We start from the raw sequence: 25,624 nt of genomic DNA, 5'->3' as shown, positions 1-25,624 counted from the left end.
CTAGTGCATGTGCTGCGGGCGGGCGCCGACCCGGCCGCCCTGGCCTCCCGTTTCCGTTATCGGCCGCTGCCCAATGCGCGCGTGCCGCAGTTTGCGTTTTCAAAGGAACCCAACCCATGATCGCCGTGATATTTGAAGTCGAACCCGCCCATGGCAACCCGGACCCCTACCTGCAGATCGCGGCCGGCCTGATCGATGAACTCAAGGCCATTGACGGATTCATCTCCGTCGAGCGTTTCCAAAGCCTGACCCAGCCCGGCAAGCTGCTGTCGCTGTCTTTCTGGCGCGATGAAGACGCGGTAAAGCGCTGGCGTTCGCTGGAATCGCACCGCCGCGCGCAGGAAGCGGGGCGCGGCGGCGTGTTTCAGAACTACCGTCTGCGGGTGGCGCAGGTGCTGCGGGACTACGGCATGGCCGAGCGCGACGAGGCGCCGTCCGATAGCCGCAGCCGGCATGGCTGAAAAACCGCCCCGCGAAGGTTGTATTAATTTTTCATAAAATCCATGCCATGGCGCCCATGCGCTTCTGCAACGGCCGGCGGCTCTCCGGTACCATTCCCCCTTTGCCGCCTTTTTCCGCCACGCCGACGCGCCATGCCCACCGCCGCCCCCGCTCGCCCCACGCCGCTGCAAGTCGATCTGGCGCGCCATGTCGCGGAAGACATCGTGGCGCGGCGCTACCTGCCGGGCGACCACCTGTCCGAAGAAACCCTGGCCGCGTCCTACAAGGTGTCTCGCACGCCGGTGCGCGGCGCGTTGCGCCTGCTGGCCGCCCAGGGCCTGATCACGCATCGCCCCAACAGCGGCTACACCGTCGCCGACAACGCGGCGGCGGGCACGCTCCTGATCGAAAGCGCAGGGCCCACGCAAAACGAACTCTACCGCCGGCTGATCGATGACCGCGCCTCGCGCGGCCTGCCCGAAACGTTCACGGAGCGCGAACTGCTTCAACGCTATGGCGCACCGCGCAGCGTGTTGGCCAAGACCCTTCTGCAGCTGTCCGCCGACGGGCTGATCGAAAAGCGCAAAGGGCACGGCTGGCAATTCGCCCCCTCGCTTGAAAGCGCCGAAGCGCTCAGCGAAAGCTACCGCTTCCGCATGACCATCGAATGCGCCGGGCTGCTGGAACCCACGTTCCGCCTGGACAGACCCGCGCTGGCGCGCATGCGCGCCGCGCACGAAGCGCTGATCCAACGCGACGACGCCGACATTTCGGCCACCGATTTCTTCGCGCTGAACGCGTCTTTCCATGAATTGCTGGCCCGCTTCTCGGGCAACCGCTACATCCTGCAGGCCGTGCAGCAACAGAACCAGTTGCGCCGGCTGGAAGAGCACGCCGCCTTCTATCGCGACGCGCGCTTCGTCAACTCCAGCAGCGAACATCTGCAGATCATCGACGCCCTGGAATCGGGCGACCAGGAATGGGCGGCGCAACTGATGCGCCGCCACCTGAAAGCCTCGCTGCAAGCCTCCTGAGGCCGCGCCGGCTCCGGCCGCCGCGCCCAAACGGCGTCCCGTGCCGCCCACGCAGGGTCTGATCATGCCCCGCATTGTATTTATATTTGATTTAATACAAAATAAGCGGACCTGAACTTACCCACAGCAGGATCGCCCATGCCGTCGCTTCCCTCTTCCGCTCCCAATCCCGACGCCTATTGGATGCCCTTTACCGCCAACCGGCGCGTCAAGCGGGATCCGGTGCTGTTCAGCGCCGCCGAAGGCATGCACTACATCCGCCCCGACGGCCGCCGCGTGCTGGACGGTATCGCCGGCCTGTGGTGCGTGAATGCCGGCCACCGCCGACCGGAAATCGTGGAGGCCATCGCACGCACCGCTTACGAGCTGGATTACGCGCCTTCGTTCCAGATGGGGCACCCGCTGGCGTTCGAGCTGGCCGACGCGTTGTGCGCCGAGGCGCCCGCGGGCTTCTCCAGTGTTTTCTTTTCGAACTCGGGATCAGAGGCGGTCGATACCGCTTTGAAGATCGCGCTGGGCTATCACCGGGCACGTGGCCAGGGCCAGCGCGTGCGGCTGATCGGGCGTGAACGGTCTTACCACGGCGTGGGTTTCGGCGGACTGTCGGTATCGGGAATCGGCGGCCATCGCAAACCCTTCGGCAATCTGCTGCCCTTCGTGGACCACCTGCCCCATACCTATGACAGGCAGCAGATGGCCTATACGCGCGGCCAGCCGGATTGGGGCGCCCACCTGGCCGACACGCTGGAGCGCATCGTGGCCCTGCACGACGCTTCCACCATCGCCGCCGTCATCGTCGAACCGGTCGCCGGCTCCACCGGCGTGATCGTGCCGCCCCGCGGATATCTGCAGCGGCTGCGCGAAATCTGCGACGCGCACGGCATTCTGCTGATATTCGATGAAGTGATCTGCGCCTTCGGCCGCATTGACGGCGCTTTCGCATCGTCCTACTTCGGCGTCAAGCCAGACATCATCACCAGCGCCAAGGGACTGACCAACGGCGCGATCCCCATGGGTGCGACGCTGGTGCAGCGGCATGTGTACAACGCATTCATGCAGGGGCCCGAAAACGCCATCGAACTGGCGCACGGCTACACGTATTCGGGCCACCCGGTCGCATGCGCGGCCGGCTTGGCGACGTTGGACATCTGCCGCCGTGAAGGCCTTTTCCAACGCAGCCAGGAATTGGCACGCTATTGGGAAGACGCGGCGCACAGCTTGAAGGGGCTGCCGCATGTGGTCGACATCCGCAATATCGGCCTGCTGGCCGCGATTGAACTGGCGCCGCTTGAAGGCCAGCCGGGCCAGCGTGCCTATGCGGTGCACAACGCGTGCCTGGAACGGGGATGCCTGATCCGTTCGGCGGGCGACACGATGTTGCTGTCGCCCCCTCTCATCATCGAACGCGCCCAGATCGACGAGCTGTTCACCGTGCTGGCGGACGTGCTGCGCGCCAGCGCCTGACCCACCCCGCCCCGCTTCAGGCCAGATGGCGCGCCACGGCCTGGACAACTCGCCGCACATCATCCGCGGACACGTCCAGGTGCGTCACCAGCCGCGTCGGGCCGCCATAGACGGCGCGCATCTGGATCTCTTCCTGGGCCAGCGCAGCCGTCAACGCATCGCAGCGCGACGGCTCGAATTCCACGAACAGCATGTTGGTGTCCTGGCTCAAGACCTTGACGCCGGGAATGGCCCGCAAGCCCTCCGCCAGCGCGCGCGCGTTTTCGTGATCGTGCGCCAACCGGTCGACGTTGTGCTCCAACGCGTAAAGGCACGCGGCCGCCAGTACGCCGGCCTGGCGCAAGCCCCCGCCCAGCATCTTGCGCCAACGGCGCGCACGGCCGATCAGTTCCTGGCTGCCCACCAACACGGAGCCTACCGGCGCGCCCAGGCCCTTTGAAAAGCAGATGGATACCGAATCGAACGGCCGGCACATGTCGGCCAGGGGCTTGCCGCTGGCCACGGCGGCGTTGAACACGCGTGCGCCATCCAGGTGAGTGCCCAGGCCCTGCCCGCGCGCCCAGTCCGTCGCGGCCTGAATATAAGCGGCCGGGATCAGCTTGCCATGGAAGGTATTTTCCAACGCCAGCAAGCGGGTGCGCGCAAAGTGCGGATCGCCCAGCGGCTTTACCGCCGCCGCCAGTTTCTCCAGCGGCAGTGAACCGTCTTCCGCGTGCTCGATGGGTTGCGGCTGGATGCTGCCCAGCACCGCCGCGCCGCCGCCTTCGTACTTGTAGGTGTGGGCCAGTTGCCCCACCAGATATTCGTCGCCCCGGTCGCAATGCGCCATCAGCGCGGCCAGATTGCTTTGCGTGCCGGACGGGAAGAACAGGCCCGCCGCCTTGCCCGCGCGCTCGGCCACGGCCGCCTGCAAGCGGATCACGGTCGGATCGTCGCCCATCACGTCATCGCCTAACGGGGCCGAAACCATCGCCTGCAACATGGCCGCCGAAGGCCGAGTGACAGTGTCGCTACGCAGATCGATCATGGGAAGTCCTTGGAAAGGGAATGGAACCGGAACGGAAATCGGAGAAGGAATGCAGAGGACTGCGGATCACGAAGCGCGCGCCGCGGGCGCCGCGCGGCTGACGATGAAGATGCCGGCCAGGATCAAGACCATGCCGCCCACTTCACCCAGCGACGGACGCTCGGACAGGATTGCCCATGCCAGCAGCATCGCCACCACGGGCACGCCCAGGCTGGACAAGCCGGCGATCGACGCCGGCACGCGGCGCACAACCTGCAGCCACAGCAACCAACCGGCCGCTGTCGCGATCAGCACGATGTAGGCCATGCCCGTCCATAACGGCCAATCCCACTGCGCGGTCATCTGCGGCACCAGATAGGCCACCGGCACCATGACCAGTCCGCCGAACAGCATCTGCCACGCGGTGAACGTCATGACATCCGGCGCATGGCGTTCAAACATCCGCTTGGACAACACCGTGCCCACGCCCCAGCACAAACCGCTGCCCAACCCCAGCAGCACGGGGCGGATGTCGCCCAGGCCGTTCCACGGCTCCACGAAACAGACCAGGCCCACCGCCGCAAGGCCAATACCCAGCCCGTGCCGGACCGACGGGCGCTCGCCCAACAGCCACCAGGCGAACAACACCACCCAGAACGGCATCGTGTAGGCCATCAACGAGACCTTGCCCACGCCGCCCGACACCAGCGCCGTTTGCACGAAACCCTGGAACCCGGCCGTCTGCGTCAACCCGATCAGCAAAGTCAATTTCCATGGCGGCATGGCCAGCGGCCGCCGCGTGGCGATCGCCAACGCGAACAGCACCAGGCTGCCCGTCACATAGCGCAGCGCCACGAAGTCGAACGGGCCGATGTAAGGCACGATCAGTTTCATCGCGATCCAACTGCCTGCCCACACCACAATGGTGCTGAGCATCAGGGCTAGCCCTGCGCGATCGAAACTGCTGCGGCTCACGTCCGTGGCTCCGTGTAGATAAGGGGGTGAAAAAGCAAGGAACAACAAAGAAAAGACGCCCGGACCGGCAATTACCGGTGCGGGCGTCTGACATTATGCTCCCGTCCTCCCGCAAGCTTGCCGCCGCTTGCGGCGGGCGGGGCTTACAGGGGCTTGGCCAACTGTTCCAGAATCGCCGGATTTTCCAGCGTGGAAACGTCTTGCGTGACTTCCTCGCCCTTGGCCACCACGCGCAGCAGACGGCGCATGATCTTGCCCGAACGCGTCTTGGGCAGGTTGTCGCCGAAACGAATGTCCTTGGGCTTGGCGATGGGACCGATCTCCTTGGCCACCCAGTCGCGCAACAGCTTGGCGATGGCCTGCGCCTCGGCGCCTTCCGGACGCGCCTGCTTCAACACCACGAACGCCACCACGGCTTCGCCCGTCGTATCGTCCGGGCGGCCCACCACGGCGGCTTCCGCCACCAGTTCATGCGCCACCAGCGCCGACTCGACTTCCATGGTGCCCAGGCGGTGGCCCGACACGTTGAGCACGTCGTCGATCCGGCCCATGATCCAGAAGTAGCCGTCCGCGTCCCGCTGCGCGCCGTCGCCAGCCAGGTAGTAGCCGCGCAGTTCCGACGGGAAGTAGCTCTTCTTGAAGCGTTCCGGATCGCCCCAGATGTTGCGGATCATCGCGGGCCACGGGCGCTTGATGACCAGGAAGCCGCCGTTGCCCTTTTCGACGTCGCCGCCGGTTTCATCCACGATGGCCGCGGCGATGCCCGGCAGCGGCAGCGTGCATGAACCCGGCTTGGTCGGCGTGGCGCCCGGCAGCGGAGTGATCATGTGGCCGCCGGTTTCGGTCTGCCACCACGTGTCCACGATCGGGCAACGTTCGCGGCCGATGTTCTTGTGATACCAGATCCAGGCTTCGGGGTTGATGGGCTCGCCCACCGTGCCGATGATGCGCAAGCTGTCCAGATCGTAGTTCTTCGGATGTGCGTCGGGCGTTGCCTCGGACGCCTTGATCAGCGAACGGATGGCGGTGGGCGCCGTGTAGAACGTCGTCACCTTGTGGCGCGCGATCATGTCCCAGAAGCGGCCGGCGTTGGGGTAGGTCGGCACGCCTTCGAACACGACTTGCGTCAGGCCGGCGGCCAGCGGGCCGTAGGTGATGTAGGTATGGCCCGTGACCCAGCCCACATCGGCCGTGCACCAATAGACGTCATCCTTGCGGGCGTCGAACGTCCACTTCACGGTCAGCAGCGCCCACAGCAGGTAGCCCGCCGATGAATGCTGCACGCCCTTGGGCTTGCCCGTGGAGCCCGACGTGTACAGGATAAAAAGCGGATGCTCGGCGTTGACCGGCACGGGTTCGCAGGTGTCGGGCTGGCCGGCCTCGACGTCGTGCATCCACAGATCGCGGCCTTCGGTCCATTGCACCTTGCCGCCCGTGCGGCGGTACACGATGACCTTGGAAATGGCTTCGCAACCGCCCATCGCGATGGCGTCTTCCACCGCCGGCTTCAGCGGGATGGTCTTGCCGCCACGCACTTGCTCGTCCGCGGTGATGACCAGCGACGCGCCCACGTCCACGATGCGCTCTTGCAGGCTCTTGGCCGAGAAGCCGCCAAACACCACCGAATGCGTCACGCCCAGGCGCGCGCAGGCCTGCATGGCCACCACGGCTTCGATCGACATGGGCATGTAGATGATGGCGCGGTCGCCCTTCTTGTAGCCCAGTGCGGTCAGGCCGTTGGCAAAGCGGCACACGCGCGCCAGCAATTCGCGGTAGCTGACCTTGTTCACCGTGCCATCGTCGCCTTCGAAGATGATGGCGGTCTTGTCGGCGTTGCCGTTGGTCAGATGCACGTCCAGGCAATTGGCCGAGACGTTCAGTTCGCCGTCGCCAAACCAGCGGTAGAACGGAGCGTCCGACTCATCCAGCACCTGCGTGAACGGCTTGGTCCACGTCAGGTTGTCGCGGGCCTGTCCGGCCCAGAAACCGTCGAAATCGTTTTCGACCTGGGCGCACAACGCGTTGTAGGCGTCCATGCTGGGAATCGCCGCGCCCTTGGCCGCACGCTCGGGCGGCGGAAAGACGCGGGTTTCTACCAGTACGGACTCAATGGCATTCGACATGATCTTGTCTCCAATCGGTGATTCTGTTTGTTTGTGCTGCTGTTTTATTACCCACCCGCCACCGTATCGCCGCGCTCTTACGGGCACCTTACGCAAAATGCGGGCCGGAGCCCGCATGCGTGCGTGACCGCAGAGACCTGACAGCGCCGGCTCAGGGCGGGAAACACCGGAACGGCGTCGACCCCAACGGCACGAACAAGCTGACAACGCACCGGCATAGCGGTGCAAAGCAATCCGCTTGATGCTTCGCGCGGCGCGCGAGGCATCAAAGGCAGTTCATAAGGATAGCAGCCCGGCCGGGGGCAGTGGCCGCGGCAGACCCGCACGAACCGCACGAACCGCACGGACCGCGCAAGATCAGACGGCGGGACGGCGGGCCAGGCCGCGTTTCATGTCCACGCGCGACAGCAGGGCCAGGCCGCCCACGAAAAACAGGCCGGTCACCAGGATGGCCAGGCGGTGGTCGCCGTGCGTGACCCAGGTCACCAGACCGTAGGTCAGCGGCCCGATCACCGCCGCCAGCTGCACGGCGAAAGTCCATAGCGAGAAGAACTCGGCCAAACGTCCGGCGGGCGCCAGCGCCCCCGTCATGGCACGGCCGGCGCTTTGGGTCGTGCCCATGCACAGGCCGGCCAGCGTGGCCGCCACCCAGAACACCGGCGCCGTCGTCGCCGCATACGCAACCAGCACCATCACGATCCAGCCGCACAAGGTGATGGCCAACGCCGGCTTGTGGCCGATGCGGTCCTGCACGTAGCCGAACGAAAATGCGCCCACCGCCGCGCCGATGTTCACGGTGAAGACCAGCAGCATGATCTGGGGCGTGGTGAAGCCCATGACCTCGGACGCATACACGGCCGCCAGCGTGATGACCACCGAAATGCCCGCCTGATAGCAGGCGATGCACATCAGCAGCCGGCGGAATTCGGGAAAGTGCAAGCCTGTCTCGCGCCAGGCATAGGCCAGCCGCTTGAGCATGTGCAGCGCCTTCGGCTTGTCCTGCTGCGGGCGCGTGCGCTCTTTCAGCAAAAAGAAGGACGGCAGCGCCGCCAGCGCGAATACCGCAGCGGTGACAACGATGACCCACGGCACGAAGTGTTCCGCGGTCATGCCGCGCCCTTCGGCCAGCGTCACGACCACCAGCGACAGGCCCAGCGTGAGCATGCCGCCGCAATAACCGAAGCTCCAGCCCCAGCCCGACACGCGGCCCAGCGCTGCCGGCCTGGCCAGTTCCGGCAGGAACGCCGCCACCATGGACTCGCCCACGCAGTAGCAGTAGTTGGACACGACGATGGCGGCCAGCGCCAGCCAGACGTCGCCCGGCCCGGCCTGCGTCAGCACCAGCGTCGCGGCCACGCAGCCGATGGTGCTGGTGTAGAGCAGACGGCGCTTGCTGCCACTGGCGTCCGCGCGGGCGCCCAGCGTGGGCATGGTCAGCATGATGAGCAGGTAGGACAGCGACAGCGCCGCGGTCCAGGCCAGCGTGGCCCAGGGCGCGCGCCCGCCGACCACACCGACGAAATAAGTGCTGAACACCGCCGTGAGGATTACGGTGGTGTAGCCGGAATTGGCGAAGTCGTACATGGCCCAGGCCCAGACTTCGCGTTTGGCCACGCCGGGATTCAGGGGGCCATCGCCCCCTGCTCCAGCGTTCTGCGTGGAAGCGCCGGCCGGCGCTTCCGACGGCTCGCCGTGGCTCATAGGCCCAGTGCGGCGATGCCAGCTTGAGCGATCAGCACGTCTTCGCTCGACTTCACGCCCGACACGCCGACCGCGCCGACCACGTGGCCGTCAGCCACCACCGGCACGCCGCCTTCCAGCAGGCCGTCGATCAGCGGGGCCGACAGGAAGGAGTAGCGACCGTTGTTGATCATTTCCTCGTAGACGCGCGACTCGCGGCGGCCGAGCGCCGCGGTCTTGGCCTTGGCCGGAGCGATGTGCGCCGAAATCGGAGCTGCGCCGTCCAGGCGCAGCATGCCCAGCAGATGGCCGCCATCATCGACCACGGAGATCGTGACGGCCCACTGGTTCTGCAGGGCGTGTGCTTCGGCCGCAGCCAAAATCTTCTTGACGTCTTCGGCGCTCAGCACGGGCTTGGTATTCATTGCAGCGACTCCTTTATCTGTTCCAGGGCGGATGGATCTTCTATGGTGGTCAGGTCGCCGGGATCGCGCCCTTCGCATACGGCGACGATCGCGCGGCGCAGAACCTTGCCGGACCGGGTCTTGGGCAGTGCGCCCACGAACCGGATCCTGGCCGGCCTCGCCACGGCTCCCAGCTGATCTTCCACCAGCCGCATGATATCGCCTTCCAGGCGCTTTGCCCCTTCCTCGGTTTCGGCGCTGGCGGGATTCTTGAGCACGGCGAAGGCCATCGCGACCTGCCCCTTGAGCGAGTCCGCCACGCCCACCACCGCGCATTCGGCGATGGCGCTATGGCTGTTGACGGATTCCTCGATCTCGCGCGTGCCCAGCCGATGGCCCGCCACGTTGATCACATCGTCGGTGCGGCCCAGGATGAACCAGTAGCCGTCGGCGTCCACCCGACCCCAGTCGAAGGTGGAATACACCTGGCGGCCGGGAATGGAGGTGAAGTAGGTCTGCACGAAACGCTCGTCGTCGCCCCAGATGGTGGACATGGCGCCCGGCGGCAGCGGCGGCACGATGGCCACCACGCCTTTCTGGTCGGGGCCCAGGTCCTCGCCGGTGGACTCGCTGACGATGCGCGCATCGAAGCCGTATACCGGGAACGATGGGCTGCCGAAACGCGTCGGCACTTTTTCCACGCCGGGTTGGGCCGACAGGATGGGCCAGCCCGATTCCGTCTGCCAGTAGTTGTCGATGATGGGCTTGCCCAGGCCGCCGGAGATCCATTGCGCCGTGGGCTCATCCAGCGGCTCGCCCGCCAGGTAGACCGCGCGCAGCGAGGACAGGTCGTGGCGCTTGAGCAGCTCCGGATCCTGGCGCTTGAGCACTCGCACCGCGGTCGGCGCCGAAAACAGAGTATTGACGCCGAACTGCTCCACCAGCTTCCACAGGATGGCGCCATCGGGACGCACCGGCGTGCCTTCGTACAGCACCGTCGCCTGCCCGCCAATCAAAGGTCCGTAGATGATGTAGGAATGGCCCACCACCCAGCCGATGTCGCTGGTACAGAAGAAGGTATCGCCGGCGCGGCCATCGAACAGGTATTCCATGGACGAGGCCAGCGCCACCGCATAGCCGCCGGTATCGCGCTGCACGCCCTTGGGCTTGCCCGTGGTGCCGGAGGTATAGAGGATGTAGCTGGGCTCGGAGGACTCCAGCCACTCCACCGGCACCCGCGCGCCCAGATGGCGTTGGCGCAGGGTCGCGTAGTCGAGGTCGCGGCCCGCCACGGGCTCGAACGGCGCCAGGCCGCGATCGAACACCACCACCGAGGCCGGCGGCGTCTTGGCCAGCGCCAAGGCGCGGTCCAGCAGGGGCTTGTAGGGCACGACCTTGCCGCCGCGCGAACCGCCGTCGGTGCAGACCACCACCTTGGGCGCCGCATCGTCGATGCGCTGGGCCAGATTGACCGAGGCAAAGCCGCCGAACACCACCGAGTGCACCGCGCCGATCCGCGCGCACGCCAGCATGGTGAACACGGCCTCCGGCACCATGGGCATGTAAAGCAGCACCCGGTCGCCACGCCCCACCCCGAGCTCCTTGAGCATGGCGGCGGCGGCGTTGACCTCTTCATACATTTCCTGCCGGGTGTAGACGCGCTCGCGCTCCACCTCGGTGGACACCCAGATCAGGGCCGACGCATCGGCCTGGGTCGGCAGCCAGCGGTCGACAGCGTTGTAGCAGAGATTGGTGCGTCCGCCCGTGAACCATTTCGCGAACGGCGGCCGGGAGAAGTCCAGCACGGACTCGAAAGGCGTCTCCCAATGGATGCGACCGGCCTCCTCCCGCCAGAACGCATCGCGGTCGTGAATCGAGCGGTAATGGAAATCCCGGGTTTTTTGCATTTATGTCTCCTGTTATCTTTCTTACGCCTTAAGGCTGATTGATTTCTTCTCGAATCTTTTGGTCATTCTGGTAGGCAAACCTTGCACGAGGCTTGCCGCAAGTCAAAATGTTCTGCCAAATGTCCACACTGCATGGACATTAACGCCGGTTTCGTAACGAACTGGTCTTAAAAGTTTGGTAGAATCCCCGCGAAGTTGTAGAACAATGTTGATTTTGCTGACATCTCGGCCACATTCACGGCGAATTCCGTGTTTTTTGCCGTTATCTGCAAATCACCCCCAGGCGCATGCATCGACACTCCAACCACGCGAGACTGAATCCTTCCTCCGGCCAGGCAACTCGCGGTCTGCGTTTGCTGGCGTTGGTTGCATGCGTGGTGGGTCTGGCAGGTTGTGCCGCTACAAATCAAAAGTCAACCGCCCATACGTCCGAGATCGATCCCTACGAAACGGAATGGGTAGCCACCACCGATGATCCCATCGGCGTGCTGGTAAGCCAGAAATTCAAGCGCGAACGCCAGAAGACCCATTCGGGCGTCAATAGCGACAACGCCTTGGTCAGCGAAGCCCTGAACCACTTGGGCATCCGCTACCGCTTCGGCGGCAATTCCCCCGATACCGGATTCGATTGCAGCGGCCTGGTCACCTACACGGCTGAACGTTCGCTGGGCCTGAAACTGCCCCGCAACGCCGCCGAAATGGCGCAACAAGGCGTCTCAGTCGCCAAGAACGAACTCAAGGCCGGCGACCTGGTCTTCTTCAACACGCTGGGCCGCCGCTATTCGCACGTGGGCATCTACCTGGGCGACGACCGCTTCGTGCACTCGCCCAGCGCCGGCGGCGTGGTCCGCGTGGAAAACATGACCATGGCTTATTGGTCCAAGCGCTACAACGGCGCGCGCCGCCTGGACAACAGCCTGATGGCGTCCGCCCGCGCAGCCAACTGACACCTTTCCAGGATAGCCGCCAGGCCTTCCTCACTACAAGCAAAACGCCGCCGGACTTTCCAGTCCGGCGGCGTTTTTCATATCTCTTCGCGGCTTGGGGCCGCAGGCCGTTTTGGCCTCCCCAGTTTTTGTTTGGCGGCGGCAGACCGCGCTGTCAGTGTACCGAGCCCGAACGCGGACACAGGCCGCATTGCTGCAAGGCCTGCTGCATGCTGCATACCGAACGCCGACAAGCCACGACGCGGATGCCACCGCGCTGCGCGGCATTGCGGAAGGTTTTCATGACGTTGTGGCCCAGGAAGTCGGTCAGCAGGATGACCAATTGGGTGCCTGAGGGCAGTTGCAACGTCTTCTTCTGATGCGAGGGATCACGGCCGCTGATGTGGTGCGTGATCGAAATATTGTGTCCTTTGAGCAGATCCGGGATGTTGCCGAGGCGGTCGGCGCCCACTACCACTGCACTTAATCCTGCCGTCATGATGAACCTCACTGGGTCGTTGAGACTGATGTAATGATAATGATTCCTATTTTTTAGTCAACTCAAATGAGATCAGTTCTTATTTAATTATTTTTATGAGCATATGGAAAGGGATAGCGCGGACCGCGGCGCGCCAAGAAAAAAGGCGCGCCGCCCAATGGCGCCGCGCCTCTTGCCCCCCGCAAAAACCGGCCCTTGCTACTTGGGCGCCCCCTGCACCGCCTCGGTCACTACCGCGCGGGTCAGCGAAGGCGCCAGCATTTCCAGGAAGGTGTAGACGTAGTCGCGCAGGAACACCCCTGCTTTCACGCCCACGCGGGTCGTATGCGTGCCGAACAGATGGCCCACCGGCAGGCCCACCAGATTGCCGTCGCGGCGCGGATCGTAGGCCACGCCCGCGATGATGCCGATGCCCAGGCCCACGTCGACGTAGGTCTTGATGACGTCGGCGTCGATGGCTTCCAGCACGATGTCCGGGTGTATGCCCTGGTTGGCAAAGATTTCGTCTATCGTGCTGCGGCCGGTGAAGGCGCGGTCATAGGTGACGATGGGGAACTCGGCCAGCTGCGCCAGCGACAGGCGCTTGGCGGCGCTGGAGGTCAGTTCGGCCAGCGGATGATCCGGGCGCACCACCACGGTGTGTTCCCAGGCGTAGACCGGCAAGGTCGCCAAGCCTGGCGTCAGGGCCAGCGATTCCGTCGCCAGGGCCAGGTCGGCCTGCTCGTGCAGCACCATTTCGGCCAGTTGCGCGGGGCTGCCTTCGGCCAGCGAGAGATGCACTTTGGGGAATTGTTTGCGGAACGCGGGGATGACGCGCGGCAGCAGGTAGCGCGCCTGCGTGTGGGTGCAGGCAATGACCAGGCCACCTTCGTCGCGGCGTGCGAATTCGTCGCTGACCTTCTTCAGGTTGTCCACTTCACGCATGATGCGGTCGATGACCTGCGACACCGCCAGGCCGGGCTTGGTCAGGCCCTTGATGCGCTTGCCGTGCCGTTCGAAGATCTTGATGCCCAGTTCGTCCTCGAACTCGATGATCGCCTTGGAGACGCCGGGCTGCGAGGTGTAGAGCATCCGGGCGGCTTCGGTCAGGTTGAAGTCGCGCCGGATGGTTTCACGCACAAAACGAAATTGCTGCAAGTTCATGAATTGGCCCCTGATAGACGGGCCAATTATAAGTAATAAGGACACCTTGTTATATAACTTATTTATATAAGCTTACACGCAAGGCGTCCCCGGTTCAACGCATCGAGATCGTGGTGTTCACACTCTTGGCATGAGCCGACCAGCGCGCGGTGACGGTCTTGGTCTGCGTCCAGAACTGCACCGCCTGCTTGCCATTGGGGCCCAGGTCGCCCAGCTTGGAGCCGCGCGAACCGGTGAAGCTGAACCAGGCCACCGGCACCGGAATCGGCACGTTGATGCCGACCTGGCCGACGTCGATATTGTTCTGGAAGTAGCGCGCCGCGCCGCCATCCTGGGTGAACAGCGCCACGCCGTTGCCGTTGGGGTTGCGGTTGATGAACGCCACCGCGTCCTCCAGCGTTTCCACGCCCACCACGCACAGGACCGGCCCGAAGATTTCCTCGGTGTAGATGGTCATGTTTTCGGTGACGCCGTCGAAAATCGTCGGGCCCACGAAGTTGCCCTGCTCGAAGCCGGCGACCTTCAGGCTGCGGCCGTCCAGCAGCAGCTTGGCGCCTTCGTCCACGCCCTTCTGGATCAGGCTTTCGACGCGCTTCTTGGCGTTGGGCGAAACCAGGGGGCCGAGGTCCGCTTCGCGGTCCATGCCGGAATTGACCTTGAGCTTCTTGGAGCGCTCGACGAAGTCGGGCAGCCAGTTGCGGGCTTCGCCCACCAGCACGGCCACGGACGAGGCCATGCAGCGCTGGCCGGCCGCGCCGAAGGCGGCGCCCACCAACTGGTTCAGCGCGACCTCGGGATCGGCGTCCGGCAGGATCACGCAATGGTTCTTGGCACCCATCATGGACTGGCAGCGCTTGCCGGCGGCCGAGGCGCGGTTGTAGATCTCGGTGCCGACGCGGGTCGAGCCGATGAACGAGACCGCCTTGATGTCGGGGTGTTCGCACAGGCCGTTGGCCGTTTCCGGGCCGCCGTGCACCACGTTCAGCACGCCTGCCGGCAGGCCGGCTTCCAGCGCCAGCTGCGCCAGGAACAACGAGGAGGTCGGGTCCTGCTCGGAGGGCTTGAGGATGAAGGTGTTACCGCAGGCCACGGCGATCGGGAACATGAAGCAAGGCAGCATGACCGGGAAGTTGAACGCGGTAATGCCCGCGCACACGCCCAGCGGCTGGATCAGCGTGTAGACGTCGATGCCGGACGCTGCGTTCTCGGCGTACTCGCCCAATTGCAGGTTGGCGATGGAGCAGGCGTGCTCCACGACTTCCAGGCCGCGGCCGACTTCGCCCTCGGCGTCCGGCAAGGTCTTGCCGTGCTCGCGGGTGATCATTTCGGCCAGCTTGCCGGAGTTGGCGCGCAGCAGTTCCTGGAACTTCAGCATGACGCGCATGCGAGCGCCCTGCCCGCTGTTGCGCCAGGTCTTGAAAGCCTCCTTGGCGTTGGAGACGGCCAGGTCCAGTTCTTCGCGCGTGGCGAAGGGCACCTTGGCGACGACCTCCTGGGTAGCGGGATTGATCACGTCCCGCCATTCGGTGGTTTTGGATTGCACGAGCTTGCCGCCGATCAATAGCGGAACGCGGGGGACTTCACTCATTTGATGCTCCTCACACTGCGTAGTCGATGCGGATGGAATCCGCGTTCATGGATCTTCAGGCGCGCCAGCGGCCGTGGCCAGCCGGCGCGCCGGGGTTTACTTCTTGACCAGCGGGCAGCTCGAATCCGCCAGGGGCTGGAAGGCCTCGGCGGCCGGAATGGTGGCCACCAGCTTGGAATAGTCCCAGCCGCCCTTGGACTCGGCCGGCTTTTTCACTTCATAGAGGTACATGTCGTGGATCACGCGGCCATCGGGACGGATGGAGGCGTTGCGCATGATCGGATCCTCGATGGGCAGCGCGCGCATCTTGTCGGCCACCACTTTGCCGTCGGTGCTGCCGGAAGCGGCGACCGAGCGCAGATAGTGCCGCACGCTGGAGTACACGCCGGCCTGCGTCATGGTGGGCTTCAGACCGCGGAAGGCCTTCTCGAAACGGGTGGACCACTGGCGCGTGGCATCGTCGTAATCCCAGTAGAAACCGTCCACGTACGACAGGCCCTGGGCGCTTTCCAGGCCCAGCGCACGCAGGTCGGACAGGAAGATCAGCAACGACACCAGGCGCTGGCCGCCGGCCACGATGCCGAATTCGCGCGCCTGCTTGACCGCGTTGACGGTGTCCTGGCCGCCGTTGGCCAGCGCCACGACCTGGGCCTTGGAAGCCTGCGCCTGCAGCAGGTAGGAGGCGAAGTCGGGCGCGTTCAGGGGATGGCGCACGCTGCCGGCCACGGTGCCGCCCAGCGCCTGCACGGCCTTGGCGGTGTCGGCTTCCAGCGAGTGCCCGAAGGCGTAGTCCACGGTGATGAAGTACCAGGATTTGCCGCCCGCCCTCACCGTGGCCTTGGCGCCGCCGGCGGATTGCGAATACGTGTCGAACATCCAGTGGAAGCCCACCGGCGAGCATTCCTTGTTGGTCAGCGCCGTGGTGGCGGGACCGGAGAACATCACCACCTTGTTCTTTTCGCGCGCGATGCCCTGCACCGCCAGCGCCACCGCGGAGTTGGTCAGGTCGGCGATGGCGGTAACGCCGTCGCGGTCGAACCATTCGCGCGCCTTGGCCGCACCGACGTCGGCCTTGTTCTGGTTGTCCGCGGACACCAGTTCGATCTTCATGCCCTTGCATTCCGCGGCCAGGCAGTCGTCGATCGCGAGTTGCGCCGCCGCTACCGAACCAGGTCCTCCCATGCCGGCATAAGTGCCAGACATGTCCGTCAGAATGCCGATCTTCACTGGTGGCTTGTCCGCCGCCTGAGCCTGGCCGACCAATGCGGCGCCCAGACACAAGCCTACGGCCAGCCCGCGTGCGTGCAATTTCATGGATTTGTCTCCTGAGTTTTATGCGTTATGGCGCCGTCTGCGCGGCCTGCGGTCCCAGGGCTTGAGCCCCGGAGAGCCTGTCGACAGGCTTTGAGCCCGCCGACCCAGTGTAGATGTGTGAAAATCAACAAGCAACACTAGAAATGCACATTCCTTGTGCATTAATGCACAATTGGAATTTGGCCGACGGCGCAGTGCGCTGCCGGCCTGGGGGAACCGGAAAAGTGCTTGATTGGGACAGCCTGAGATATTTCCTGGAAGTGGCCCGCACCCAGCGGGTGAGCGCGGCTGCGCGCAAGCTCGGGGTCGAGCACACGACGGTGTCGCGGCGCATCCGCGCCTTGGAAGCCGAGCTGGACACCCTGCTGTTCGAGAAGTCGCGCGGCGCGGGCTTCGTGCTGACCGAAGACGGCCAGCGCCTGTTCGTCCATGCCGAGCAGATGGAAAGCACTGTGCACTCCGCCCGCGAAAACCTGTCGGGCATCGGCCAGGCGCTATCGGGCCATTTGCGCATCGGCGCCACCGAGGGCTTTGGCAGCTATGTGCTGACGCCGCTGGCGGCGGACTTCCAGCGGCGCTATCCGCACATCACGCTGGACATCCTGCCGGTGCCGCGCTTCGTCAGCCTGTCCAAGCGCGAGGCCGACCTGGCCATCACCATCGAGCGCCCCCAGCGCGGCCCCTATGTGTGCAGCAAATTGTGCGACTACACGCTGCGCCTGTACGGCACGCCCGGCTATCTGGCCCGCCATCCGCCGATCAGGGAGCGGGCCGACCTGGCCGGGCACACGTTCATCGGCTATGTCGACGAACTGCTGTTCAGCGAACGGCTGCGCTATCTGGAAGACCTGCTGCCCGCCAGCAAGGTGGTGTTGCGCAGCACCAGCGTGGTGGCGCAATACCACGCCGCGCTGCAGGGCCAGTCGCTGGCGATCCTGCCCTGCTTCATTGCCGCGCAGGATCCGCGGCTGACGCCGGTGCTGGAGAATGAGGTCGAGATCACCCGCTCGTTCTGGATGTATTGCCACGAAGACCTGCGCAAGCTCAAGCGCGTGACGGCCTTGTGGGAGTTCATCCGCAAGTCGGTGCTGAAAAACGCCGACCTGCTGGCCGGCAAGGGCGGCACCATGAAATACCTGCCCTGAAAACGCCGCGGCCCGCTCTGGGCGGGCCGCGTGGCGTCGGGTCTGGTGGCGTCAACCGCTGTTCTTGGGCGCCTTCACGCGCAAGCGACGCCTCAGCAGGAAGACCGTCAGCATCGCTACCGCGACGTGGATCACCCACACGCCGACGCCGAAGCTGAGCTTGCCGTTGGAAATCCAGGCGCGCGAGAGGTTGATCAGGTTCATGTACAGCAGGCCCACCAGGCCCGCAATGAGCAGGTCGCCCGAACGTCCCAAACGCGGATTGACCGCGCCCAGAGGAATCGCCAGCAGCGCCAGGTTCAGCGCGGCCAGCGGCAGCGAGATGCGCCACATCACTTGCGACCAGCTGCTGTTGGTGTTGTCGGCGATCAGTTGGGCCGTGGTGCGCGCCTTGGCGGAACGCTCCGCGTTGGCGCGCGCTTCGGCCACCGGATCGCCGCCCGACTTGCTTTCCAGGCGCAGGCCATATTTGTCGAAATGCACCAGGCGGATTTCGGGCGTGCCCGGCTTCAAGTCGTAGCGATGGCCTTCGCCCAGCACCAGGAAGCGGTCGCCATTAGGCATGGTTTCGCTGTGCGCCTTGCTTGCGGTCAGCACGCTGAGCCATTCAGGGCCGTTTTCGCGCGCGAACACATTGCCCAGTTCGTCGCTGGGCGTCAGGGGATCCTCGGCGAAGAACACGCGGTTGCCGCCGGATGATTCCGCGAACTGGCCGGCCGTGACCTTGGACAGGTCCGACCGCTGCTCGAAGCGTTCGTGGTATTCGCCGATCTGGCGGTAGGCCCAGGGCGCCGCCACCAGCGTCAGACCCGCCACCGCCAGCGCCACGGGGATGGCAACGCGCAGCACCGGCTTGAGCCAATCGGCCAGCGACAGGCCGCTGGCGAACCACACCACCATTTCGGATTCGCGGTAGTTGCGCGTGACGGTGGTGAGGACCGCGATGAAGACGGAGACCGCGAGGATGGTCGGCAATGCCGTGATGGTCGACAGCGCGGCCAGCACCAGCACGACGTCGGCTCCGATGTTGCCGCCAGCGGCTTCGCCGAGCAGGCGCACGAGCAGCACGCTGAGCCACACGACGAGCAACGTGGAAAAGACAACGCCAGCGTGACTGGTGATCTCGCTGACGACAGAGCGTTTAAATAGAGACATGGGAGAATATGCGGGATAATCGACCGCATTCTACACAGACGTACACGGGAAACCCTCATGGAATTTAGCACACAGACCACTGCTTCCCTGCACCAAGTCAAAACCGCCGCCCTGGCCGTCGGGGTGTACGCGGAAGGCGTGTTGAGCCCTGCCGCCGACCTCATCGACCGCGCCTCCAATGGCGCCGTGCGCTCGGTGGTCAAGGCCGAGTTCCGCGGCCGCGCTGGCTCCACCCTGACCCTGCGCAACCTGCCCGGCGTGTCCGCGCAGCGCGTGGTGCTGGTCGGCCTGGGCAAGCAGGAAGAATATTCGGCGCGCGCCCACGCCTCGGCCGAGCAGGCCTTCGCCGCGGCCTGCGTGTCGGCCCAGCTGACCGAGGGCGTGTCCACGCTCGTCGCAAACCCGATCGCGGACGTGGCCGTCATCGCCCGCGCGCGCAGCGCCGCCATCGCGGCTGGCAACGCCACCTATCATTACGACGCCAGCTTCGGCAAACCCGACCGCGATGCCCGTCCCAAGCTCAAGAAGATCGTCCAGGTCGTCGAACGCGCCGAGGCGGCCCAGGCCCAGAAGGGCCTGCGCGAAGGCGGCGCCATCGCCAACGGCATGGACCTGACCCGCACGCTGGGCAACCTGCCCGGCAATATCTGCACGCCGACCTATCTGGGCGAAACCGCCAAGCGCCTGGCCCGCGAATTCAAGTCGCTGAAGGTGGAAGTTCTGGATCGCAAGCAGGTCGAAGCGCTGGGCATGGGCTCGTTCCTGTCGGTCGCGCGCGGCTCCGAGGAAGCGCTGCGCTTCATCGTCCTGCGCCACGCCGGCAACAAGACCGCCAAGAAAGCCGCCAAGGGCGCGCAGGGTCCCATCGTGCTGGTCGGCAAGGGCATCACCTTCGATGCCGGCGGCATCTCGCTCAAGCCCGCCGCCACCATGGACGAAATGAAGTACGACATGTGCGGCGCCGCCAGCGTGCTGGGCTCGTTCCGCGCCCTGGCCGAACTGGAGCTGCCGCTGGACGTGGTGGGCCTGATCCCCGCTTGCGAAAACCTGCCCAGCGGCAAGGCCAACAAGCCGGGCGACGTGGTCACCAGCATGGCCGGCCTGACGATTGAAATCCTGAACACGGACGCGGAAGGCCGCCTGGTGCTGTGCGACGCGCTGACCTACGCCGAACGCTTCAAGCCGTCCGCCGTCATCGACATCGCCACTCTGACCGGCGCTTGCGTGGTGGCCCTGGGCAACGTCAACAGCGGCCTGTTCTCCAAGGACGACGCCCTGGCCGACGCGCTGGCCGCCGCCGGCCGCCAGTCCCTGGACACCGCCTGGCGCATGCCGATGGACGACGCCTACCAGGAACAGCTCAAGTCCAACTTCGCCGACCTCGCCAACATCGGCGGCCCCCCGGCGGGCGCGGTCACGGCGGCATGCTTCCTGTCGCGCTTCGCCACCTCGTACCGCTGGGCCCACCTGGACATCGCCGGCACCGCCTGGCGCGGCGGCAAGGACAAGGGCGCCACCGGCCGCCCCGTGCCGCTCCTGATGCAGTTCCTGCTGGACCAGGCTTGATACGGCTGCAACGGAACCCGGCATGACGCGCATCGACTTCGCCTTCGGCGCGCCCGACCGCTTGCGCACCGCCTGCCAGGTGGTGCGCAAGCGCTACCTGGCAGGGCAGCGGCTGGTGGTGTACTGTAGGGATGGCGCCCGCCTGGCAGCGTTCGACCGCATGCTCTGGGCATTCGACGACACATCTTTCGTGCCTCACGTGCTGGCCAACGATCCGCTGGCCGCCGCAACGCCGGTGGTGCTCACTGCCGGAGATCCCCAGCAGGCGGCCGCCGCGGCGGGCCAGGGCGAACTGCCCCAGCCGTCCTGGCTGCTGAACCTGGACAGCGACTGCCCTCCCGCTTTCGAGGCCTTCGAGCGCGTGCTTGAAATCGTCTCCGACGACCCCGAGGACAAGCAGGCGGCCCGCCAGCGCTGGCGGACCTACCTGACCGCGGGCCACACGCCGCAAAGCCACGACCTCAGCCGCCAGCAGCCGGACGGCTGAGCGCCCCGACCGTCCGGCGCGCCACCTCGACTTCCGGGAGCCACCATGCCCTCTCGCCCCGCCGACCACGGCATTCCTACCTTGACCCAACGGGCCGAGCCCTCGCTCTATCCGCCGTCGGCCGAGGACGGCGTGGACGCCCCCGTGCTGACCGACCTGGCCGACGACGGCGCGCAGGCCGATGACGACGACGCCTTTCCGCTCCTGACCGAAGTGGCGGACGGCGAAGATACGTCCCTAGCTTCCGCTCCGGCGCAAGCGCCAGTGCCAGCCCCACAGCCGGACGCAACTGTCCTGAGCGCACGCCTGCAGGCGGAGGTCGAGCAACTGATGCGCGAGGCCCTGGCCGAGGCGATTGACCGGATCCAGGCCCGCATGGACGCGGAACTGCCGCGCATCGTGGCCAGGGTGCTGCAAGATGTGAGGCCGGGTTGACCCGTCTGGAACCTATTCCCCGCCTCTGGTCTAATCCTAGGCAGAACTGGATTCTTCAGGGAACTGTAAGGTATCCTTCCCATCTAAGCCTTCCAGGCAACCATTACTCTGCCGTACACAGGAGTTCTCCATGAACGAATATCGTCCGTCCCCTTTTAACCGTTCCGGCGCCGTAGCCGGCGCGCCGGGCGAGGTCGCGCGCAATCAGGTCTTGCGCAACACCTATTGGCTCCTGGCGCTCTCGCTGATCCCGACCGTGCTGGGCGCCGCCGTGGGCATGTACACCGGCATCAACCGCATCATGGGCGCCAGCCCCGGCCTGTCCGCCATCGTGTTCCTGGTGGGCGCGTTCGGCCTGATGTTCGCGATCGAAAAGAACAAGAACAGCTCGCTGGGCGTGGTCCTGCTGCTGGCCTTCACGTTCTTCATGGGCGTGATGCTGTCGCGCCTGCTGGGCTTCGTCATGGGCATGAGCAACGGCTCGCAGCTGGTCATGACGGCCTTCGGCGGCACCGCGATCGTGTTCGGCACGATGGCCACGCTGGCCACCACCATCAAGCGCGACCTGTCGGGATTGCAAAAATTCCTGTTCATAGGCGCAGTCGTGATCCTGGTGGCGGCCCTGGCCAACATCTTCCTGCAACTGCCCGCGCTGATGCTGACCATCTCGGTCCTGGCCATCGTCATCTTCTCGGCCTTCATGCTGGTCGACCTGCAGCGCGTGGTCAACGGCGGCGAAACCAACTACGTGTCCGCCACGCTGGCCATCTACCTGGACGTCTATAACGTCTTCTCGAACCTGCTGATGCTGCTGGGCATCTTCGGCGGCAACCGCGAATAATCGCAAGCAGCCAAACCGGCGCAAAGGGCCTACATTCACGTGTAGGCCCTTTTTCTTTGCCCCGCCAGGCGCCTTTCTGCCGGAACCATGCCATGCCCGATCGCCGTCGCTTCCTCCAGACCGCCGCAGCCGCCGCCCTGAGCGCGCCGGCCTGGCCGGCCCGCGCGCTCAGCGTGGTGACGCCGATGTGGGCCCGGACCATACCCGCATCCGGCGAGGCGCTGCCGGTCATCGGGCTGGGTACCGCCGACACCTTCAACGTCTCTCCGGCTGACAAGGCCGCCATGGCGGCGTTGGCGCAGGTACTGGACACGCTGCTGCAGAAGGGCGGCAAGCTGATCGACACCGCTCCCAGCTATGGGCAGGCGGAAGCGGTCGCCGGCGCGCTGCTGTCCCGCGACGGCGGCCTGCGCGCCAGGACTTTCCTGGCGACCAAGATCAGCACGCAGGGCCATGAATCGGCCATGCGCCAGGTACGGCAATCGCAGCAGGCGCTAGGCAGCGACAAGCTCGATCTGATCCAGGTGCACAACCTGATCGACACCGCCAACCAGCTCGCGCTGCTGCGCGAACTGAAGCAGCAAGGCGTGATCCGCTATCTCGGCATCACCCACTACACCGACCATGCCCATGACGAACTGACTGAACTGGTCGAACGGGAAAAGCCCGACTTCCTCCAGGTCAATCTGTCCGTCGCCGACCGCAACGCCGAAAAGCGCCTGCTGCCCGCCTGCCAAGCCAATGGCGTCGCGGTGCTGATCAACCGCCCCTTTCAGGACGGCGCGCTATTCCGCCGGGTCAAGGGCATGGCGCTGCCCAAGCTGGCCGCGGAGATCGATTGCGAGTCCTGGGCTCAGGTTTTCCTGAAGTTCATCATCAGCCATCCCGCGGTGACCGCCGTCATCCCCGCTACCTCCAAGCCGGCCAATATGGTGGACAACGCGCAGGCCGGCTTCGGGCGGATGCCGGATGCCTCCATGCGGGAACGCATCGCCGCCCTGCTGGCCTGACGCCATGGCGCCCGCCCCCGGCAGCTTGCCAGGCCGCGCCGCGCAGGCCTTGGGCATCCCCCTGGAAGAACTGGCGTCGGCGGCCTGCGGCTTCGCCTTTTTCTTCTTTCTGTTCTGCGGCTATTTCATGCTGCGCCCGATACGCGAGACCATGGGTATCCAGGCGGGCGTCGACCAACTGCAGTGGCTGTTCACGGCGACCTTCGTCGCCATGCTGGCCGTGGTGCCGCTGTTTGGCTGGCTGTCGGCGCGCGTGCCCCGCGACATGCTGGTGACCTGGGTCTACGCCGCCTTCGCCCTCAGCATGGCGGGCTTCGCCGCCCTGCTCTACCTGCGACCCGGCAGCGTGTGGGCGGCGCGCAGCTTCTACGTCTGGCTGTCGGTCTTCAACCTGTTCGTCGTCTCCATCGCCTGGAGCCTGATGGCCGACGTGTTCCGCATGGATTCGGCCAAGCGCCTGTTCGCGCTGATCGCTGCAGGCGCCAGCGCGGGCGGACTGGCGGGCCCGCTGCTGGGCGGCTTGCTGGCCGGCGTCCTGGGACCCGCCGGCCTGCTGCTGCTGTCCGCGCTGCTGCTGGCAGCCACCCTGCCGCTCAAGCGCTGGCTGCTGCGCTGGCGCGCGGCCAACCGCAAGGACGCGGCGCCGGACGACATGCGCCGGCCGATCGACGGTTCGATCCTGGCAGGCATCTCGCGCATCTTCCAGTCCCCCTATCTGCTGGGAATATCGCTGCTGGTAATCCTGCTGGCCACGCTCAACACCTTTCTCTACATGGAGCAGGCCCGGCTGGTGGCGCATGCCTTTGCCGACACGGCCCAGCGCATCCGCGTCTTCAGTGCGCTGGACTTTACGGTGCAGGCCCTGTCGCTGGCGTCGCAGATCTTCATCACCGGCCGCGTCGCCACCCGGCTGGGGCTGCGCTTCCTGTTGACTGCCGTGCCGCTGACCATGACGATCGCCTTCCTGGCGCTGGCGGCCTTTCCCGTGTTCGGCGTGCTGGCCGCAGCCATGATCGTGCGCCGCGTCGGCGAGTACGCGCTGATCCGGCCGGGGCGCGAAATGCTGTTCACGGCGGTCTCGCCGGAGGACAAATACAAGACCAAGAACGTCATCGACACCGTGGTCTACCGCGCCGGCGATGCGGCCAGCGGCTGGATCAAGGCGGGCGTGGACACGCTGGGCTACGGCGTGGCCCTGGTCGCCGCGCTGGGCGCAGTCTGCGCGCTGGCCGCCGCCGCGGTAGGCCATGGACTGGGACGGACCGCGGATCGGCGTAATGCAGACGAGCCTTAGGATTTGCTGAACATCCATCTCATTGAAGCAAACGTATTCTCCCGGCCACGACCGCACAATGGCGCAGCTCTCAATGCCTGGGGAAACGTTATGAAACGCACCGCCTGTCTTGCCGTCCTGTTGCTCAGCCTGGCCGCGCCCGCCGCGCAGGCCGCCTACCCGGAACGCGCCATCACGCTGATCGTGCCGGCCGCTGCCGGCGGCAACGCCGACATCACCGCACGCCTGGTGGGCCAGGAGATGAGCCGCCAATTGGGCCAGCCCGTGGTGGTGGAAAACCGCGTCGGCGCGGGCGGCCGCATCGGCACCCAGGCCGTGGCGCGCGCGGCGGCCGACGGCTACACCATCGGCTATGCCCACGTCGGCACCTTGGTGCTGCATCGTTTCCTGTTCAAGCAGCAGCTCTACGACCTGGACCGCGATATCGCCGCTATCGGCCTGGTCGCCGAAACGCCCAACGTCATCGTGGTGAATGCGTCCTCGCCCTATCGCGACCTGAAGGGTTTCATCGAAGCCAGCCGCGCCCAACCGGAACGCCTGACGATGACCTCGGCCGACCCGGGCACCACCAGCGAGGTCGGGGTCAAGCTCTTCATCGCCCAGACCGGCGCCGCCGTGCGCCAGATCCCGTACAAGGCCACGGCCGCGCAGTTGTCCGACCTGCTGGGCGGCCATGTCGATTCCATGATGGAAAACCTGCCGCCGCTGATCGGCAACCTGAAGGACGGCCGCCTGCGCGCGCTGGCAGTCACCACCCGGACCCGGGCCGCTTCCAATCCGGACGTGCCCACCGTGGCGGAACAAGGCTATCCCGATTACGAGCAGTCGGCCTGGAGCGCGCTGGTCGCGCCCGCCGGCACTCCGCCCGAGGTCATCGCCAGGCTGAACGCGGCCATGAATGCGGCGCTGCGCTCGGACAATGTCAGCAAGGAACTGCGCAGCCGTTCCCAAGAACCCCTGGGCGGCACGCCGCAGGACGTACAGAACCAGATACGCAAGGAGCTGCCCAAATGGGAAGGCATCATCAAGGCCGCCGGCACGACGCTGGATTGAGCCGGATCTCCACACGCGCAGGAGCCGCCGCATGGCCACGGTAAGCCGCGAGGACTTTTCCTGCGCCGCCGCGACCAACGCGTCGGCCTACCGGCGCATCACCATTCCGATGCTGCGGATCGAGGCGGGGCCTG

At 65.6% G+C, this 25,624-nt stretch carries 23 protein-coding genes and 1 pseudogene; 13 read left to right on the top strand and 11 right to left on the bottom strand.

Annotation, left to right across the window (positions count from 1 at the left end):
• The 4 genes and pseudogenes from VIR09_RS00175 to VIR09_RS00160 form a co-directional block, all read left to right on the top strand.
• Positions 1–120, top strand: a pseudogene (locus VIR09_RS00175) (cytochrome); the annotation flags it as partial.
• Positions 117–461, top strand: a complete 345-nt coding sequence (locus VIR09_RS00170; RefSeq protein ID WP_105555067.1) for an antibiotic biosynthesis monooxygenase family protein — start codon at positions 117–119, stop codon at positions 459–461. The pseudogene VIR09_RS00175 and the gene VIR09_RS00170, both read left to right, overlap by 4 nt.
• Positions 462–593: 132 nt before the next feature.
• Positions 594–1,475: a GntR family transcriptional regulator gene (locus VIR09_RS00165; protein WP_332007722.1), complete on the top strand. Its 882-nt coding sequence runs from the start codon at positions 594–596 to the stop codon at positions 1,473–1,475.
• A gap of 138 nt (positions 1,476–1,613) precedes the next feature.
• Positions 1,614–2,939, top strand: coding sequence for an aspartate aminotransferase family protein (locus VIR09_RS00160; RefSeq protein WP_332010511.1), 1,326 nt, complete (start codon positions 1,614–1,616; stop codon positions 2,937–2,939).
• Between the two features lie 16 nt (positions 2,940–2,955).
• On the opposite strand, the gene ltaE is transcribed toward VIR09_RS00160, so the two are convergent.
• From ltaE to VIR09_RS00130, 6 genes are all read right to left on the bottom strand, one after another.
• Entirely contained in the window at positions 2,956–3,966 is a 1,011-nt protein-coding gene (gene ltaE / locus VIR09_RS00155; RefSeq protein ID WP_332010509.1) for a low-specificity L-threonine aldolase, read from the bottom strand.
• A gap of 66 nt (positions 3,967–4,032) precedes the next feature.
• Positions 4,033–4,920 (bottom strand): DMT family transporter, encoded by an 888-nt coding sequence (locus VIR09_RS00150; protein ID WP_105555071.1) that lies wholly within the window; start codon positions 4,918–4,920, stop codon positions 4,033–4,035.
• Between the two features lie 143 nt (positions 4,921–5,063).
• Positions 5,064–7,043, bottom strand: a complete 1,980-nt coding sequence (gene acs, locus VIR09_RS00145) for an acetate--CoA ligase (protein WP_332010507.1) — start codon at positions 7,041–7,043, stop codon at positions 5,064–5,066.
• Positions 7,044–7,400: 357 nt separating this feature from the next.
• Entirely contained in the window at positions 7,401–8,744 is a 1,344-nt protein-coding gene (locus VIR09_RS00140; RefSeq protein WP_332010506.1) for an MFS transporter, read from the bottom strand.
• Positions 8,741–9,148 carry a heme-binding protein gene (locus VIR09_RS00135; protein WP_332010505.1) on the bottom strand — a complete coding sequence of 136 codons (408 nt, stop codon included), beginning with the start codon at positions 9,146–9,148 and terminating at the stop codon, positions 8,741–8,743. The genes VIR09_RS00140 and VIR09_RS00135 overlap by 4 nt, the downstream gene beginning before the upstream one ends.
• The gene (locus VIR09_RS00130) at positions 9,145–11,034 is read right to left on the bottom strand and encodes a propionate--CoA ligase (protein WP_332010503.1); all 1,890 of its coding nucleotides are present in this window, start codon (positions 11,032–11,034) and stop codon (positions 9,145–9,147) included. Before VIR09_RS00130 ends, VIR09_RS00135 begins: the two co-directional genes overlap by 4 nt.
• A 287-nt stretch (positions 11,035–11,321) precedes the next feature.
• On the opposite strand from VIR09_RS00130, the gene VIR09_RS00125 reads away from it, so the two are divergent.
• On the top strand, positions 11,322–11,981 hold the full coding sequence (locus VIR09_RS00125; protein ID WP_013392255.1) for a C40 family peptidase: 660 nt from the start codon (positions 11,322–11,324) through the stop codon (positions 11,979–11,981).
• 154 nt (positions 11,982–12,135) lie between these two features.
• Here VIR09_RS00125 and VIR09_RS00120 read toward each other — a convergent pair whose 3' ends face one another.
• The 4 genes from VIR09_RS00120 to VIR09_RS00105 all read right to left on the bottom strand — a co-directional run bounded on the left by VIR09_RS00120 (position 12,136) and on the right by VIR09_RS00105 (position 16,504).
• Positions 12,136–12,459 carry a DUF2325 domain-containing protein gene (locus tag VIR09_RS00120; RefSeq protein WP_013392254.1) on the bottom strand — a complete coding sequence of 108 codons (324 nt, stop codon included), beginning with the start codon at positions 12,457–12,459 and terminating at the stop codon, positions 12,136–12,138.
• 198 nt (positions 12,460–12,657) lie between these two features.
• The gene (locus VIR09_RS00115) at positions 12,658–13,602 is read right to left on the bottom strand and encodes a CysB family HTH-type transcriptional regulator (protein WP_207470164.1); all 945 of its coding nucleotides are present in this window, start codon (positions 13,600–13,602) and stop codon (positions 12,658–12,660) included.
• A 94-nt stretch (positions 13,603–13,696) separates the two neighbouring features.
• Entirely contained in the window at positions 13,697–15,190 is a 1,494-nt protein-coding gene (locus VIR09_RS00110) for a CoA-acylating methylmalonate-semialdehyde dehydrogenase (RefSeq protein ID WP_332010499.1), read from the bottom strand.
• Between the two features lie 96 nt (positions 15,191–15,286).
• Entirely contained in the window at positions 15,287–16,504 is a 1,218-nt protein-coding gene (locus VIR09_RS00105) for an ABC transporter substrate-binding protein (RefSeq protein ID WP_207470161.1), read from the bottom strand.
• A gap of 224 nt (positions 16,505–16,728) precedes the next feature.
• On the opposite strand from VIR09_RS00105, the gene VIR09_RS00100 reads away from it, so the two are divergent.
• Positions 16,729–17,649, top strand: a complete 921-nt coding sequence (locus VIR09_RS00100; RefSeq protein WP_332010496.1) for a LysR family transcriptional regulator — start codon at positions 16,729–16,731, stop codon at positions 17,647–17,649.
• A 51-nt stretch (positions 17,650–17,700) separates the two neighbouring features.
• Here VIR09_RS00100 and lptF read toward each other — a convergent pair whose 3' ends face one another.
• The gene (lptF, locus tag VIR09_RS00095; RefSeq protein ID WP_332010493.1) at positions 17,701–18,804 is read right to left on the bottom strand and encodes an LPS export ABC transporter permease LptF; all 1,104 of its coding nucleotides are present in this window, start codon (positions 18,802–18,804) and stop codon (positions 17,701–17,703) included.
• A gap of 57 nt (positions 18,805–18,861) precedes the next feature.
• Here lptF and VIR09_RS00090 point away from each other — a divergent pair, with 57 nt between their 5' ends.
• The 7 genes from VIR09_RS00090 (at position 18,862) to VIR09_RS00060 (ending at position 25,490) form a co-directional block, all read left to right on the top strand.
• Positions 18,862–20,370, top strand: a complete 1,509-nt coding sequence (locus VIR09_RS00090) for a leucyl aminopeptidase (RefSeq protein ID WP_332010491.1) — start codon at positions 18,862–18,864, stop codon at positions 20,368–20,370.
• A gap of 22 nt (positions 20,371–20,392) precedes the next feature.
• On the top strand, positions 20,393–20,857 hold the full coding sequence (locus tag VIR09_RS00085; protein ID WP_332010488.1) for a DNA polymerase III subunit chi: 465 nt from the start codon (positions 20,393–20,395) through the stop codon (positions 20,855–20,857).
• A 45-nt stretch (positions 20,858–20,902) separates the two neighbouring features.
• Positions 20,903–21,292: a hypothetical protein gene (locus VIR09_RS00080; RefSeq protein ID WP_332010485.1), complete on the top strand. Its 390-nt coding sequence runs from the start codon at positions 20,903–20,905 to the stop codon at positions 21,290–21,292.
• Positions 21,293–21,422: 130 nt separating this feature from the next.
• Complete coding sequence (locus tag VIR09_RS00075; protein WP_054450644.1) at positions 21,423–22,133, top strand: Bax inhibitor-1/YccA family protein; 711 nt, start codon at positions 21,423–21,425, stop codon at positions 22,131–22,133.
• A gap of 92 nt (positions 22,134–22,225) precedes the next feature.
• Complete coding sequence (locus VIR09_RS00070) at positions 22,226–23,143, top strand: aldo/keto reductase (protein ID WP_332010481.1); 918 nt, start codon at positions 22,226–22,228, stop codon at positions 23,141–23,143.
• Positions 23,144–23,147: 4 nt separating this feature from the next.
• Positions 23,148–24,437, top strand: coding sequence for an NTP/NDP exchange transporter (locus tag VIR09_RS00065; protein WP_332010478.1), 1,290 nt, complete (start codon positions 23,148–23,150; stop codon positions 24,435–24,437).
• A gap of 90 nt (positions 24,438–24,527) precedes the next feature.
• A complete protein-coding gene (locus VIR09_RS00060; RefSeq protein ID WP_332010475.1) occupies positions 24,528–25,490 on the top strand; it encodes a tripartite tricarboxylate transporter substrate binding protein in 963 nt (320 codons plus the stop codon).
• Positions 25,491–25,624 lie beyond the last annotated feature (134 nt).

Origin of the sequence: Achromobacter sp. (assembly GCF_036567245.1) — a bacterium.
Classification (GTDB): domain Bacteria; phylum Pseudomonadota; class Gammaproteobacteria; order Burkholderiales; family Burkholderiaceae_B; genus Achromobacter.
Note: the sequence above shows the minus strand (reverse complement) of the source record. Positions and strands in the feature narration are given on the sequence as shown.